12 protein-coding genes are annotated in these 12972 nt (G+C 76.3%); 4 read left to right on the top strand and 8 right to left on the bottom strand.

Going from position 1 to position 12972, the window contains the following annotated elements; all coding sequences use genetic code 11:
• Positions 1-65 precede the first annotated feature (65 nt).
• From galK to ACFXAM_RS22060, 4 genes are all read right to left on the bottom strand, one after another.
• Entirely contained in the window at positions 66-1223 is a 1158-nt protein-coding gene (gene galK, locus ACFXAM_RS22075; protein ID WP_380293769.1) for a galactokinase, read from the bottom strand.
• Positions 1220-2485 carry a galactose-1-phosphate uridylyltransferase gene (gene galT / locus ACFXAM_RS22070; RefSeq protein WP_380293767.1) on the bottom strand — a complete coding sequence of 422 codons (1266 nt, stop codon included), beginning with the start codon at positions 2483-2485 and terminating at the stop codon, positions 1220-1222. The genes galK and galT overlap by 4 nt, the downstream gene beginning before the upstream one ends.
• 153 nt (positions 2486-2638) lie before the next feature.
• Entirely contained in the window at positions 2639-2992 is a 354-nt protein-coding gene (locus tag ACFXAM_RS22065) for a sulfurtransferase TusA family protein (protein ID WP_380293765.1), read from the bottom strand.
• Positions 2989-3654, bottom strand: a complete 666-nt coding sequence (locus ACFXAM_RS22060) for an ArsR/SmtB family transcription factor (protein WP_380293763.1) — start codon at positions 3652-3654, stop codon at positions 2989-2991. The genes ACFXAM_RS22065 and ACFXAM_RS22060 overlap by 4 nt, the downstream gene beginning before the upstream one ends.
• Positions 3655-3753: 99 nt before the next feature.
• On the opposite strand from ACFXAM_RS22060, the gene ACFXAM_RS22055 reads away from it, so the two are divergent.
• Positions 3754-5073 carry an MFS transporter gene (locus ACFXAM_RS22055; protein ID WP_380293761.1) on the top strand — a complete coding sequence of 440 codons (1320 nt, stop codon included), beginning with the start codon at positions 3754-3756 and terminating at the stop codon, positions 5071-5073.
• 148 nt (positions 5074-5221) lie between these two features.
• A complete protein-coding gene (locus tag ACFXAM_RS22050) occupies positions 5222-5758 on the top strand; it encodes a GNAT family N-acetyltransferase (RefSeq protein ID WP_380293759.1) in 537 nt (178 codons plus the stop codon).
• A 125-nt stretch (positions 5759-5883) separates the two neighbouring features.
• Here ACFXAM_RS22050 and ACFXAM_RS22045 read toward each other — a convergent pair whose 3' ends face one another.
• The 3 genes from ACFXAM_RS22045 to paaK all read right to left on the bottom strand — a co-directional run bounded on the left by ACFXAM_RS22045 (position 5884) and on the right by paaK (position 9216).
• The gene (locus tag ACFXAM_RS22045) at positions 5884-7188 is read right to left on the bottom strand and encodes an MFS transporter (RefSeq protein WP_380293757.1); all 1305 of its coding nucleotides are present in this window, start codon (positions 7186-7188) and stop codon (positions 5884-5886) included.
• A gap of 154 nt (positions 7189-7342) precedes the next feature.
• Complete coding sequence (locus ACFXAM_RS22040; RefSeq protein WP_380293755.1) at positions 7343-7717, bottom strand: ArsR/SmtB family transcription factor; 375 nt, start codon at positions 7715-7717, stop codon at positions 7343-7345.
• A 149-nt stretch (positions 7718-7866) separates the two neighbouring features.
• Positions 7867-9216: a phenylacetate--CoA ligase PaaK gene (gene paaK, locus ACFXAM_RS22035; RefSeq protein ID WP_380293753.1), complete on the bottom strand. Its 1350-nt coding sequence runs from the start codon at positions 9214-9216 to the stop codon at positions 7867-7869.
• 260 nt (positions 9217-9476) lie between these two features.
• Here paaK and ACFXAM_RS22030 point away from each other — a divergent pair, with 260 nt between their 5' ends.
• Together ACFXAM_RS22030 and ACFXAM_RS22025 are read left to right on the top strand one after the other, a co-directional pair.
• Positions 9477-10469, top strand: a complete 993-nt coding sequence (locus ACFXAM_RS22030; RefSeq protein WP_380293751.1) for an ATP-binding cassette domain-containing protein — start codon at positions 9477-9479, stop codon at positions 10467-10469.
• Positions 10466-12154, top strand: coding sequence for a hypothetical protein (locus ACFXAM_RS22025; protein WP_380293749.1), 1689 nt, complete (start codon positions 10466-10468; stop codon positions 12152-12154). The genes ACFXAM_RS22030 and ACFXAM_RS22025 overlap by 4 nt, the downstream gene beginning before the upstream one ends.
• Before the next feature lie 28 nt (positions 12155-12182).
• Here the strand turns inward: ACFXAM_RS22025 and ACFXAM_RS22020 are convergent, their stop codons facing one another.
• Positions 12183-12920, bottom strand: a complete 738-nt coding sequence (locus tag ACFXAM_RS22020; RefSeq protein ID WP_380293747.1) for a hypothetical protein — start codon at positions 12918-12920, stop codon at positions 12183-12185.
• Positions 12921-12972 lie beyond the last annotated feature (52 nt).

Here is a 12972-nt window from a genome sequence, read left to right as displayed (position 1 = left end):
GAAAGCCCCCGCCCTCGCCGGATTCGGCGAGGGCGGGGGCTTTCCCGGGGACGGGGCGGGGCGCGTCAGGCCTCCCGGCGGGCCCCCGCCGACGGGACCGCCCGGTACACGTGCGGCTCGGCGTAGCCGGCCGCCGCGAAGGCGTCGACCACCGCCCCGGCCACCGCCTCCGCCCGCTCCGTCGCCACCAGCGCGATCACCGAGCCGCCGAAGCCGCCGCCGGTCATCCGCGCGCCGAGGGCCCCGGCGGCGACGGCGGTCGCGGCCGCGAGGTCGGTCTCCGGGCAGGAGGTCAGGTAGTCGTCGCGCAGCGAGGCGTGGCCGGCGGTGAGGATCGGGCCGAGCGCGGCGGGCCCGTGCCGCTGCAGCTCGGCGACGGCCTGCCGGACCCGGTCGTTCTCGGTCACCACGTGGCGCACCAACGGGACCAGGTCGGCGGGCAGTCGGGTGAGCGCGGCGGGCAGGTCGGCGGTGGCGAGATCCCGCAGGGCGGGCAGCCCGAGCAGCGCGGCCGCCCGCTCGCAGCCGGCCCGCAGCGCGGCGTACGCGCCGTCGGCGAGGTCGTGCTGCACCCGGGTGTCGAGCACCAGCAGGGTGAGGCCGGCGCCCGCCAGGTCGAGCGGCACGTGCCGGGCGGAGAGGTCGCGCGTGTCCAGGTGCAGCGCGGCCCCGGCCCGGCAGGCCATCGAGGCCATCTGGTCCATGATCCCGCAGGGGACGCCGACGAACTCGTTCTCGGCGCTCTGCGCGAGCAGGGCCAACTCCTCGGCGCCCAGGCCGAGTTCGTACATGTCGTTGAAGGCGGTGGCGACGGCGCACTCCAGCGCGGCGGAGGAGGACAGGCCCGCGCCGCCGGGCACGTCGCTGTCGAGCAGCACATCGGCGCCGCCCACCTCGTGCCGGGCGGCCCGGCGCAGCGTCCACACGACGGCGGCCGGGTACGCCGCCCAGCCGGCCACCCCGCCCGGGGCGAGCCCGGCGACGTCCAGTTCGACGGCCGCGCCGGGCACCCTGGTCGAGGCGAGCCGCAGCACGCCGTCGTCGCGGCGGCGGGCGTAGGCGCGCACGGCCTGCGGGATCGCGATCGGCAGCACGAACCCGTCGTTGTAGTCGGTGTGTTCGCCGATCAGGTTGACCCGGCCGGGGGCCGCCCAGACGCCCTCGGGGGCGTGGCCGTAGAGCTCCTCGAAGACGCCGGCGACAGTGGTTCCGGTCGTGGTCATCCCTGCGGTCCTCCGTCGGTGGGCGTGGGCGTGGGCGTGGGCGCGGGGGTGGACGCGGGCGCCTGGGCCGGTGCCGCCTCGCGCAGGCGCCGGGCGGCGTCCTCCGGGGCGACGTCGTTCATGAACGCCTCCATCCCGGACTCGGTGCCGGCCAGGTACTTCAGCTTGTCGGCCGTCCGCCGGACGGTGAACAGCTGCAGGTGGAGGGCGAATTCGGCCTCCTGCCCGACGGGCGCCTGGTGCCAGGCGGCGATGTACGGCGCGCGCACGCGGCGGCCGCCGTCGTCGGGCCGCCCCGCGGGGGCGGCCGGATCCGCCGGGTCGGTGAAGAGGTTGTCGAACCGGCGCAGCAGGTCGAGGTAGATCCCCGCGAACTCGGCGCGCTCGGCCTCGTCGAGGCGGGTGAGGTCCGGGACGCGGCGGTTCGGGTGGAGGTGGACCTCGTAGGGCCAGCGGGCGGCGAAGGGCACGAAGGCCGTCCAGTGCTCGCCGGCGAGGACGAGGCGCGGGGAGGTCCGCTCGGCGGCGAGGAGGTCCTCGAAGAGGTTGCGGCCGGTGGCGGCGCGGTGGCGGGCGGCCCGGTCGAGCATCCGGGCGGTGCGCGGGGTGGTGAAGGGCAGTGCGTAAATCTGGCCGTGCGGGTGGGCGAGGGTGACGCCGATCTCCGCGCCGCGGTTCTCGAAGCAGTACACCTGCTCGACGCCGGGCCGGGCGGACAGTGCGGCGGTGCGGTCGGTCCAGGCGTCGAGCACCAGGCGGGCGCGGTCCTCGTCGAGGTCGGCGAAGGAGGCGTCGTGGTCGGAGGTGAAGCAGACCACCTCGCAACGCCCGACACCGGGCCGGCTGCTGAGCAGCGGGTCACCGGCGGAGACCGGCACGGGGTGGCTGCCGGGCTCGCCGGCGAGGGAGGGGAAGCGGTTCTCGAAGACGGCCACCTGGTAGTCGGCCGCCGGGATCTCGCTGAGCCGGCCGTCGCGGCTGGGGCAGAGCGGGCACTCGTCGGCCGGCGGGTGGTAGGTGCGCGCCTGCCGGTGGGCGGCGATGGTCACCCAGGCGCCGGTCAGCGGGTCGAGCCGCACCTCGGAGGAGGGCGCGGCGGCGTCCAGCGGCCGCCGGTCGGCGACCGTCCGGCCGGCCGGCGGCGTGCCCCGGTCGTAGTAGATCAGCTCACGGCCGTCGGCGAGTTCGGTGACGGTCCTGGTCGTCGTACCGGCCGGCCCGGCCTGGTCGGCCGGGTCGGTGGCGGTCACGGTCGCGGGCATGACGTGCTCCCTCTCATGGGGCTTCCCTTCAACCACATGAACAAACAATATCGAACAGGAACCAACATGCACGCCACCGGCCCCGGCGCGGCCGCCCCGGTGGCCCGCCAACCTCGCAGGGGTGCCGACGCCGGAGGCCCGCCGACGCCGGGCTCAGCCGGCGACCGGGTGCCACGGGGCGTCGGGCCGGGTCGGCGTCGGGTCCGCCGCGAGCCGCAGCGCGTAGACGTCCCGCCCCGCGGGGTCGGGCACCGGGCCGAGGTAGTCGTGGCCGGTGAGGTGGCACCAGGCCGGCAGGTCGAGCGGAGCCGCCGGATCGGTGCTGACGACGTGCACGGTCGTCCCGGCGGGACGGCCCGCGATGCGCTTGCGCAGATGCAGCAGCAGGGTGACGCAGAGCATGCCGGTGCCGTCCACGACGATCGCGCCGCCGGCTCCCGCCCCCGCCCCCGCGCCACCGGCTCCGGCTCCGGCTCCGGCTCCGGCTCCGGCGGCAGGGGCCGTCATGCGGCACCCGCCTCGACCGGCAGGGCGGCCAGGCGCCATTCGAGCATGCCCTCGGCGAGCCGCTTCGCGCTGCGCCCGCGCGCGGCCAGCAGCCGGACGGCGTCGTGGGCGAGGACGCAGTTGACGCCCCGGCAGTACGCGACGACCTCCGCCCCGGCGGGCAGCTCCGCGAGCCGGGCCTCCAGCTCGTCGAGGGGGACGGACAGGGCACCCGGGATGTGTCCGGCGGCGTACTCCTCGGCCGGGCGCACGTCGATCACGGTGGCGGTGCCGGCCTTCACCCGCGCCAGCAGCTCCTCCCGGGTGAGGTGGTCGGTGTCCGGCGGCCCGAGGTAGGCGGCCCACGCCTGCCCGGTGGCCGCCAGGTGGGCGAGCCCGACCTGCTGGAGCTGCGCGTACAGGGCGGCGACGTCGTCCCCGGCCAGCCGGTAGTGGATGCGCACACCGTCCCGGCGGGTGGTCACCAGCCCGGCCTGCTTGAGGGTCTGCAGGTGGGCGGAGGCGGTGGTCAGCCCGAGCCCGGCGGCCCTGGCGAGGGCCTCGACGCTGCGCTCGCCCTGGGCGAGCAGGTCCAGCAGCTCCAGGCGCTTGCCGTTGGCCAGCGCCTTGCCGGTGGCGGCCAGCGCGTCGAACAGCGCGGCCTTGTGTGCGGGATCTCCCATGGGCTTCCTCCATAAATCCATGGAATATTGTAGAAGCAATCGGGTGAGCCTGTCACCCGACTCCCCCACCCGGATCCCGCCCATTCTGGAGGACGGCTCGTGACCGCCACCGCACCCGGCAGCGCGCCCCCCGCCCGTTCCGAGGCCGCTTCCGGGTCCGGCCCGGGAGTCCGGCTCGGGCTGCGCGCCAACCTCGCCCAGTTCACCCTGCTGGTCGCGGTGAACGCCCTGGTCGGCGGCATGCTCGGCCAGGAGCGCACCGTCCTGCCCCTGCTCGCCGACCGCACCTTCCACCTCTCCGCCTACTCGGCCACGCTGACCTACATCGTGGCGTTCGGCGCGACCAAGGCCGTCACCAACTTCTTCGCCGGCGCGCTGTCCGACCGCTACGGCCGCAAACCGGTCCTGGTCGCCGGCTGGCTGCTCGCCTTCCCGGTGCCGCTGCTGCTGATCTGGGCGCCGACCTGGGGCTGGGTGGTGTTCGCGAACGTCCTGCTCGGCGTCAACCAGGGCCTGACCTGGTCGACCACCGTGATCATGAAGATCGACCTGGTCGGCCCCGCGCGCCGGGGCCTGGCCATGGGCCTCAACGAGGCCGCCGGCTACCTCGCCGTCGCCGCCACCGCGATGGGCACCGGCGCCATCGCCGCCCACTGGGGCCTGCGCCCCCAGCCGTTCCTGCTCGGCATCGCGTACGCCGCCCTCGGCCTCGGCCTGTCCGTGCTCGCCGTGCGTGAGACCCGCGCACACGCCCGCGCCGAGGCCGCCCTCCACCCGGCCCCCGCCGGCCCCGGCCACCACGCCGCGCTCACCACCGCCCAGGTCGCCCGGACCACCAGCCTCACCGACCGGGCCCTGTCCTCGGCCAGCTGGGCGGGCATGGTCAACAACCTCAACGACGCCCTCGCCTGGGGGATCTTCCCGCTGCTGTTCGCGGCCCACGGCCTGTCGGTCGCCCGGATCGGCCTGCTCGCCGCCCTCTACCCGGCGGTCTGGGGGCTCGGCCAGATCCTCACCGGCTGGTGGTCCGACCGGATCGGCCGCAAGCACCTGATCACCGCCGGCATGCTCCTGCAGGCCGTCGCGATCGCCCTGGTCGCCGCCGGCACCACCTTCCCGGTGTGGGCCCTGGCCCAGATCCTGCTCGGCGCCGGCACCGCGCTCGTCTACCCGACCCTGCTCGCCGTCATCGGCGACGTCGCCCACCCCGCCTGGCGCGCCCGCGCCGTCGGCGTCTACCGCCTCTGGCGCGACGGCGGCTTCGCGGTCGGCGCGCTCCTGGCCGGCGCCCTCGCCGACGCCTACGGCGTGACCACCGCCGTCCGGGCCGTCGCGGTGCTCACCGCCGTGGCCGGCGTGGTGGTCGCCGTGCGGATGCGCGAGACCCTTCCCGGGGCGGGCCGCCCCGAGGGCCCCTGATCCCTCCGCCCCACCCGGAGGACGGCGGCGCGCCCCCGGCGCCCGGGATCGGCCCCGGCCGCCGCGCACACCGGGCGTCCACGGTCGGCCGGAGCGGCCCCACCCCCCGCGGCCCGACGGGGCGTTCGCCCGTGAGAGGGTGACCGGCATGACCAATGGCGTGACTCCGGACAGCGAGGTCGTGCTCGAAACGAGCCGCCTGCTGCTCCGGCCCTGGCGGGTGGCCGAGGCCGATGTCCAGCGCGAGCTGTGGACCGAACGCGACCCACGCGTACCGCCACACCGCCGGATCGACGCCGACGGCCGTCCCACGGTCGCGGAACTCGCGGAGTCGATCCGCGCCCACCGGCTGTGGTCGACCGGCTTGCTGGCGGTCGAGCGGAAGGCCTCCCACGACGTCATCGGCTACTGCGGCCTGGTGGACACCGGGCGGGGACCGGCAGGGGAACCGGAACTGGCGTTCGAGCTGCTCCGCCGGGTGTGGCGCCAGGGATACGCGACCGAGGCCTCGCTGGCGGTCCTGGAGTGGGCGAGGTCGTCCGGGCACGAGCGCCTGTGGGCCACGGTCTGGGACTGGAACACCGCTTCCCGCCGCGTTCTGGCGAAGGTCGGGTTCACCGAGACCGAGCGGAAGGAAGTGGACCCGGAGCGCGGGACCACCCTGTTCACCGTGATCCGGCTCTGACGCGCCCGGGGTCCGCCCGTGCGGACGGCTCGGTGCAGCACCGGCAGGCCGCGGCGTCCCCCTGCAGCAGGCAGCAGCGGATGCGGCACGCCCCCGGTGCCGGGGCGCCGGGAACGCCCGGGGCGTCAGGGGGCCGCCGGGCGGTGGCGGGGGCCGGTGGCCGAGGTGCGGAGGGGGCGGCGGGCGCGGACGTGGGCCGGGGTGCGCCAGGTGTGGGTGGCGAGAGCCGCGGCGGCGAGGGCGAGGGTGCCGAGCGCGGCGGTGGCGGCGGGGAGGCCGGCGGTGGCGCCGAGCCGGCCGGCCAGCGGGTAGGCGAGCAGCCAGCAGCCGTGCGACAGCGAGAACTGGGCGGCGAACACGGCGGGCAGGTCGGCGGGCGGCACGGCGGAGCGCAGCAGGCGCCCGCCCGGGGTGAGGATCAGCGAGCCGGCCGCGCCGAGGCCGGCCCACAGGGCGAGCAGCGCGGGCCAGCGCCATCCGCCGCCGCCCGCCACCGGCCCCGCCGCGGTGATCGCCGTCAGGGCGGCGAGCAGTCCCGCGACCGCGAAGGCGGCGGGCAGCATCACCGCCCGGTCCGCGACCCGGCCCAGGACCCGGGGCAGCAGCAGCGCGACCAGCATCGACCCGCCGCCGTACGCGCCGAGCGCGAGCGGGACGTCGCTCGCGGGCCGGCCGAGCTGGTCGCGGACGTGGACGACGGTGTTGACGATCACCGTCGCGCCGCCGGCGGCGACGGCGAGGTCCAGGGCGAGCAGCGCCCGCAGCCGGGGCACGGAGAGGAAGAGCCGGATCCCGGCCAGTGAGCGCGCCGGCAGCGGCTGCGCGCCCGCCGTCCCCGACGCCCCCGACGCCCGGGCCGCGCCGCCCGGCAGGGCCACCGAGACGACCAGCAGCGCCGAGGCGAGGAATCCGGTCACCGTCCCCCAGAACAGCCACCGGTAGCCGACCAGCGCCAGCAGCCCGGCGGCCAGCGCCGGGCTGACCAGGCTCTCGGTGTCGTAGGCGAGGCGGGAGAGGGACAGCGCCCGGGTGTAGTCGCCCTCCTCGGGCAGGACCTCGGGGATCACCGACTGGAACGCCGGGGTGAAGGTGGCCGAGGCCGCCTGCAGAACGAAGATCAGCAGATAGACCTGCCAGACCGAGCCGACGAACGGCAGCCCGAGCGCCACCGCGGCCCGGGCCAGGTCGGCGCCGACCAGCAGCCGGCGGCGCGGGATCCGGTGCGCGAGCGCCGCGACGACGGGGGAGATCCCCACGTAGGCGACCATCTTGATCGCCAGCGCGGTGCCGAGCACCGAGCCGGCGGCCGGCCCGGCGAGGTCGTAGGCGAGCAGCCCCAGGGCCACGGTGGCCAGGCCGGTGCCGGCGAGGGCGACGACCTGGGCGGCGAACAGGTGGCGGTAGGTGCGGTTGCGGAGGACGGAGAGCATCGGGGACTCCGTTCGGACTCGGCGCGGGCCGGGGCGTCCCGTCCGGCGGGCGCCTTCCCTCCACCTTAGGGCAACATGTGCATACGTGTGCACATGTTGCCCGGAAAAGTGCCGCCCGGTCCGGCGCGGGCGGCGGGGCGGCGGCCGGCGGCGCTCAGTCGTGCGGCGGCAGCCCGCTGATCTGGTGGTCGGCCACGCTCAGCGCCTCCTGGACCAGCCTCCGCAGGTGCCCGTGCCGCAGCGCGTACACCACCCGCCGGCCGTCCTTGCGGGTCGACACCAGCCCGGCGAGCCGCAGCTTGCCGAGGTGCTGGCTGACCGACGGGCGCGCCGCTCCGGCCGCCTCGGTCAGCGTGGTCACGTCCGCCTCCCCCTCGCCGAGCCGCTGGAGCAGCGCGAGCCGGGTGCGGTCGGCGAGCAGGGCGAGGATGCCGGCGGCCACGTCCAGCCGCTCGTCCGCACCGGGCTCCTGCGACAGGTGTGCACCTGAGGACGCCTGTGCACCTGATATCCGGACGCTCCCGCTCATGGGCTCAGCTTAGAGGGCGCACGAGCACCGTTCACCCGGTCCGCCGCGCCCGTTCACGTCGTCGGGAAGTGACGCCCGGCGGCACGGCACCGCCCGCCCGTCGAGCAGCAGCGGGCGGCCAGGGCGGCCCCACCGGCCGTCGGTGCGGGTCAGCCCTCGCGGAGGTCGGCGATCCGGCGGATCTTGCCGACCGAGCGCTCCAGCGTGTACGGGTCCACCACCTCGACGTCCACGCTCACGCCCACCCCGTCCTTGACGCCCCGTGCGATCGCCGCGGCGGCCGCGTCCCGCTGGCCGGGGGCGGCCTCCGGGCGCGCCTCGACCCGCACGGTCATGTGGTCCAGCCGGCCCCGGCGGGTCAGCCGGAGCTGGAAGTGCGGCGCCACGGCGGGCACCCGCAGCAGGACCTCCTCGACCTGGGTCGGGAAGACGTTGACCCCGCGCAGGATGATCATGTCGTCGCTGCGCCCCGTCACCCTGGCCATCCGGCGGAAGGCGGGGCGGGCGGTGCCCGGCAGCAGGCGGGTGAGGTCGCGGGTGCGGTAGCGGATCACCGGAAGCGCTTCCTTGGTGAGCGAGGTGAAGACGAGTTCGCCGCTCCCGCCGTCCGCCAGCACCTCGTCGGTCAGCGGGTCGACCACCTCGGGGTAGAAGTGGTCCTCCCAGATGTGCAGGCCGTCCTTGGTCTCCACGCACTCCTGGGCGACGCCGGGCCCCATCACCTCGGAGAGGCCGTAGATGTCGACGGCGTGCAGGTCCATCCGCCGCTCGATCTCGGCGCGCATCTCCTCCGTCCAGGGCTCGGCGCCGAAGATGCCGACCCGCAGCGAGGTGGTACGGGGGTCGACGCCCTGCCGCTCGAACTCGTCGAGCAGGGTGAGCAGATAGGACGGGGTGACCATGATGATCTCGGGACGGAGGTCCTGGATCAGCTGGACCTGACGGGCCGTCATGCCGCCGGACGCGGGGACGACCGTGCAGCCGGCGCGTTCGGCGCCCGCGTGCGCGCCCAGTCCGCCGGTGAACAGGCCGTAGCCGTAGGCGATGTGCACCGTGTGGCCGGGCCGCCCGCCGGCCGCCCGGATCGAGCGGGCCACCACGTCGGCCCACACGTCGAGGTCGTGCTCGGTGTAGCCGACCACCGTGGGGCGGCCGGTGGTGCCGCTGGAGGCGTGGATCCGGCGGACCTTCTCCCTCGGGACGGCGAACATGCCGTACGGGTAGGTGTCGCGCAGGTCGGCCTTGGTGGTGAAGGGGAAGCGGGCGAGGTCGGCGAGGGTGCGGCAGTCCTCGGGGGAGAGGCCGGCCGCGTCGAACTTGCGGCGGTACAGCTCGACGTTGTCGTAGGCGTGGCGCAGCGTGGCCCTCAGGTGCTTCAGCTGGTGCGCGCGCAGTTCCTCGCGGGTCATCCGCTCACCGGCGTCCAGCAGCCGCTCCGGCGGCGCCTCGCCGAGCCGGGCCGAGGCTGCGCCCGGCCCGGCGGCCGTTCCGTCACTCATCGCGGCTCCCTCCGTCAACACCGACCGATCATTCGGTTGGCTCCTCGGACAGGGCCAAGTAATCCAGCACCCGAACCCCCTGTCAAGGGCCGGCGCGCGCCGGCCCCGGTCCGTCGCCGGGGCCGGGGCCGGGGCCCGTCGCGCGGCCGTCGCAGGACGAGGGCCGATCTCTGCCGAACGGCAGATGGCAGCGGCCCGCTGATCGGGGAGGCTCGTCGACGTCACGCACCGTCCACGCACCGGCCGGAAGAGCAGAGCCCATGAGCCGACCCGAGATCCACCCCGAAACCCCGGCCGGGAGCCGGGCCGAAGCCCGCCCCGGCGGCCGTCCCGACGACCGCCGCACCGCCCCTCCCCACCTCGAACTGACCGACGTCGGCAAGGTCTACCGGGGCGGCAAACGCGCCGTCGACGGCCTCTCGCTGCGGCTCGGCCCCGGGCTGCTCGGACTCCTCGGCCCGAACGGCGCGGGCAAGTCCTCGCTGATGCGGATCGTCGCCACCGTCACCCGGCCGACCACCGGGCGGCTCACCTACCGGGGCACCGACGTGCTCGCCCGGCCCGAGCGGCTCCGGCGCGAACTCGGCTTCCTCCCCCAGGACTTCGGCGTCCACCCGCAGCTCACCGCGCGCGAGTTCCTCGCCTACCTGGCCGCCGCCAAGGGGCTGTCCGCCCGCTCCGCCCGGGCCCGGATCGACGAGCTGCTCGCCCTGGTGAACCTGACCGAGGCGGTGCGCCGCCCGCTCGGCGCCTACTCCGGCGGCATGCTGCGCCGGGTCGGCATCGCCCAGGCGCTGCTCGGCGATCCGCACGTCATCGTCGTCGACGAGCCGACCGCCGGGCTCGACCCCGAGGAGCGGGTGCGGTTCCGCAACCTGCTGAGCGTGCTCGCCGAGGACCGGGTGGTGCTGCTGTCCACCCACATCGTCTCGGACGTCGAGTCGGTGGCCGGGGACATCGCGGTGGTCGCCGGCGGGCGGCTGCTGCGCCGGGGCAGTCCGGAGGAGCTGCTGCACGGCCAGTCCGGCCGGGTGTGGGAGGTCCTGGTCGACCCGGGGGCGGTGGCCGCCATGCAGGCGCGGTACGTGGTCAGCCGGATGGTGCGCACGGGCGACGGCCGGGTGCGGCTGCGGCTGCTCGCCGACGCTCCGCCGTTCGCCGACGCGGCCCCGGTCGCGCCGGACCTGGAGGACGCGTACCTCGGCCTGGTCCGGCCCGCCGCCGCGCACGAGCGCGCGGAGGTGCGGCGATGAGCGCGGACACCCTCGCCGCGGGCCGGCCGCCGGGCGCTCCGGCGGGCGCTCCGAGCGGCGCCGCGCCCGCCCGCGCCGGGGTGCTCGCCCGCCTCCGGCAGCTCGCCCTCGGCGACTTCCGGGACCGGGTCCGGCGCCCCGCCTACGCGGTGACGCTGCTGGCCGCCGTCGGCCTCGGTCTGCTCGCCGTCCCGCCCGCCGACGGACACTGGGCGATCCTCGCGCTCGGCCGCTACCGGGGCGAGTACAACAGCGCGTACACCGGCACCGCGACCGCCCTGGCCGGCGCGCTCTGGCTCACCCTCGGCGGGTTCTACGCGGTCCGCAAGGGGCTCGGGCGCGACGAGGAGACCGGGGTCGGCCTGATCCTGGCCGCGACGCCGCTGCGGAACGTCGAGCTGCTGCTCGCGAAGTTCCTCGGCAATCTGCTGGTGCTCGCCTCGATGCTCGGCGTGCTCGCGCTCACCGCACCGGCCCTGCAGCTGGTCCGGGGCGAGGACCGCTCGCTCGACCCGGTCGCGCTGCTGACGCCCTTCCTGGTGCTGACGCTGCCGCTGCTCGCGGCGACGGCCGCGCTGGCGGTCCTGTTCGAGACGGTGCCGCTGCTGCGCGGCGGGCTGGGCAACGTCGTCTGGTTCGTCTGCGCCCCGGCCATGCTGATCGCCGGTGAGCGCCCCGGCACCCCGTTCGGCGGGCTGGGCCTCGGCCCGGCGGCCGCCTCGCTGAGCGACGCCCTGGCCGCCCGCGGGGCCGACCTCGGCGGCGACGAGTTCAGCCTCGGCCTGACCAGGGTGGACACGCCGCTGGAGCCGTTCCGGTGGGACGGCACGGGTCTGGAGGGCGGCTTCGTCGCCCAGCGGCTGCTGCTGGTGCTGCTCGCGGTGGCGGTCGCGGCGCTGCCCGCGCTCTGGTTCACCCGCTTCGACCCGGCGCGCGGGGCCACGGCCGGGCGGCGGGCACCGGCGGACACCGGCGAGGCGGCGGCGGTGCCCGCCGCTCCCCCGGTGCTCCCGCCCGCCACGCTTGCCACACCCGCCACGGCCCCGGCGGGCCCGCGCCGCGGCGTCGGCGTCGGCGTCGGCTTCGGCCGGCTGCTGGCCGGGGAGGCGCGGGTCCTGTTCGCCGACGCCTCGCGCTGGTGGTGGCTCGCCGCCGCCGGCCTGCTCGCGGCCGGCCTCGCCGTCCCGCCGGACACCGGCGCGGGCGCGGTGCTGCCCGCCGCCTGGATCTGGCCGGTCCTGCTCTGGTCCCGTCTCGGCAGCCGCTCGGCCGAGTACGGCCTGGAGGCCCTGCTCGGCGCCTACCCCGCCGCCCGCACCCGGCTGCTCGCCGAATGGGCCGCCGGGGTCCTGCTCACCGCCCTGCTCGGCGCGGGCGTGCTGGTGCGACTGGCGGCGGCCGGCGACACCGCCGGTGCGGCCGCCTGGACGGCCGGCGCCCTGTTCATCCCCTCACTGGCCCTCGCCCTCGGCACGCTCTCCCGCAGCCACCGGCTCTTCCAGGCCCTCTACCTCCCGCTCTGGTACCTGGCGGTGAACCAGGTCGCCGCCCTCGACTTCATGGGCACCGTCCGCCGCGCCGGCCACCCCGCCGGCCCCGCCCCGGTCCTCGTCGCCGCCCTGGCCCTGGCCCTGCTCGCCGTGACCCTTCTCACCACCACCGTCCGCCGTGCGCTCCGCGACTGATCACCCGGGCACGCGGCGGCCGGCCGGCTCACCGGTCGGAAGCGATCGCCTCGGCGAGCACGAAGTCGGCCTCGCACACGGGACAACCCGCACGACCGAAGACATACGTCAGCACACCGGCAACCTCACGCCGGCCGTCGGCCGACGCGAGCTCGTGGAGGCGCCGACCGATGCCGTCGAGACCGGCAGGCGCCGCCGGACGCAGCGGACGGGTCTCGACGCCCTCCCCCGAGAGCGCGTAGTCCTCGGCGGCCGAGAAGAACCCGCGCTCGCCGAGGGCAACGAACAGATCGGTCCCGCAGCCCGGGCAGGCGATCTGGTACTCCTCGTCGACGATCCCCCGGGCGAGCTCCTCGCTCCAGCCGGGGACGCCTTCGAGGCCCAGCATGGCCTCCAGGAGGTACACGTAGTCGGTGGGGTCCGTGGCGGCCCGCAGCTGCCGGTTCACCGCCGCGAGCAGGGTGGCGACCGTCGCCGCGAACTCCGTGCGGACGTCACCGGCCCCGTGTGCCTGCCGGTCCCCGGCCATGATCGCGCCGGCCAGGAGCAGGGCGTTGACCTCCTGCTCCCGGTCCCCGCACCCGGCCCTTCCGGCCAGCCAGGGCAGGGCCGCGAAGGAGGCCGGGTAGACGCTGCCCTGGTGGCAGAGCGCCGACCACAGGTCGCCCCAGAGCTCGTCGGTCGGAGCCGAGGCGATCCGGTCCAGCAGCTCCGGGATGTCGTCGGCGGGGCCGTAGGCGTGGCTGAGTCGCGACCAGTCCGTCATACCGGGATCCAACCAGCCGGAGGGCAACCACCGTCGGCCGGGGCACTTCCCT

The organism is Kitasatospora sp. NPDC059462 (assembly GCF_042749955.1).
Lineage (GTDB): Bacteria > Actinomycetota > Actinomycetes > Streptomycetales > Streptomycetaceae > Kitasatospora.
The sequence above is the reverse complement of the archived record's forward strand: the minus strand, read 5'-3'. Positions and strand labels throughout refer to the sequence as shown.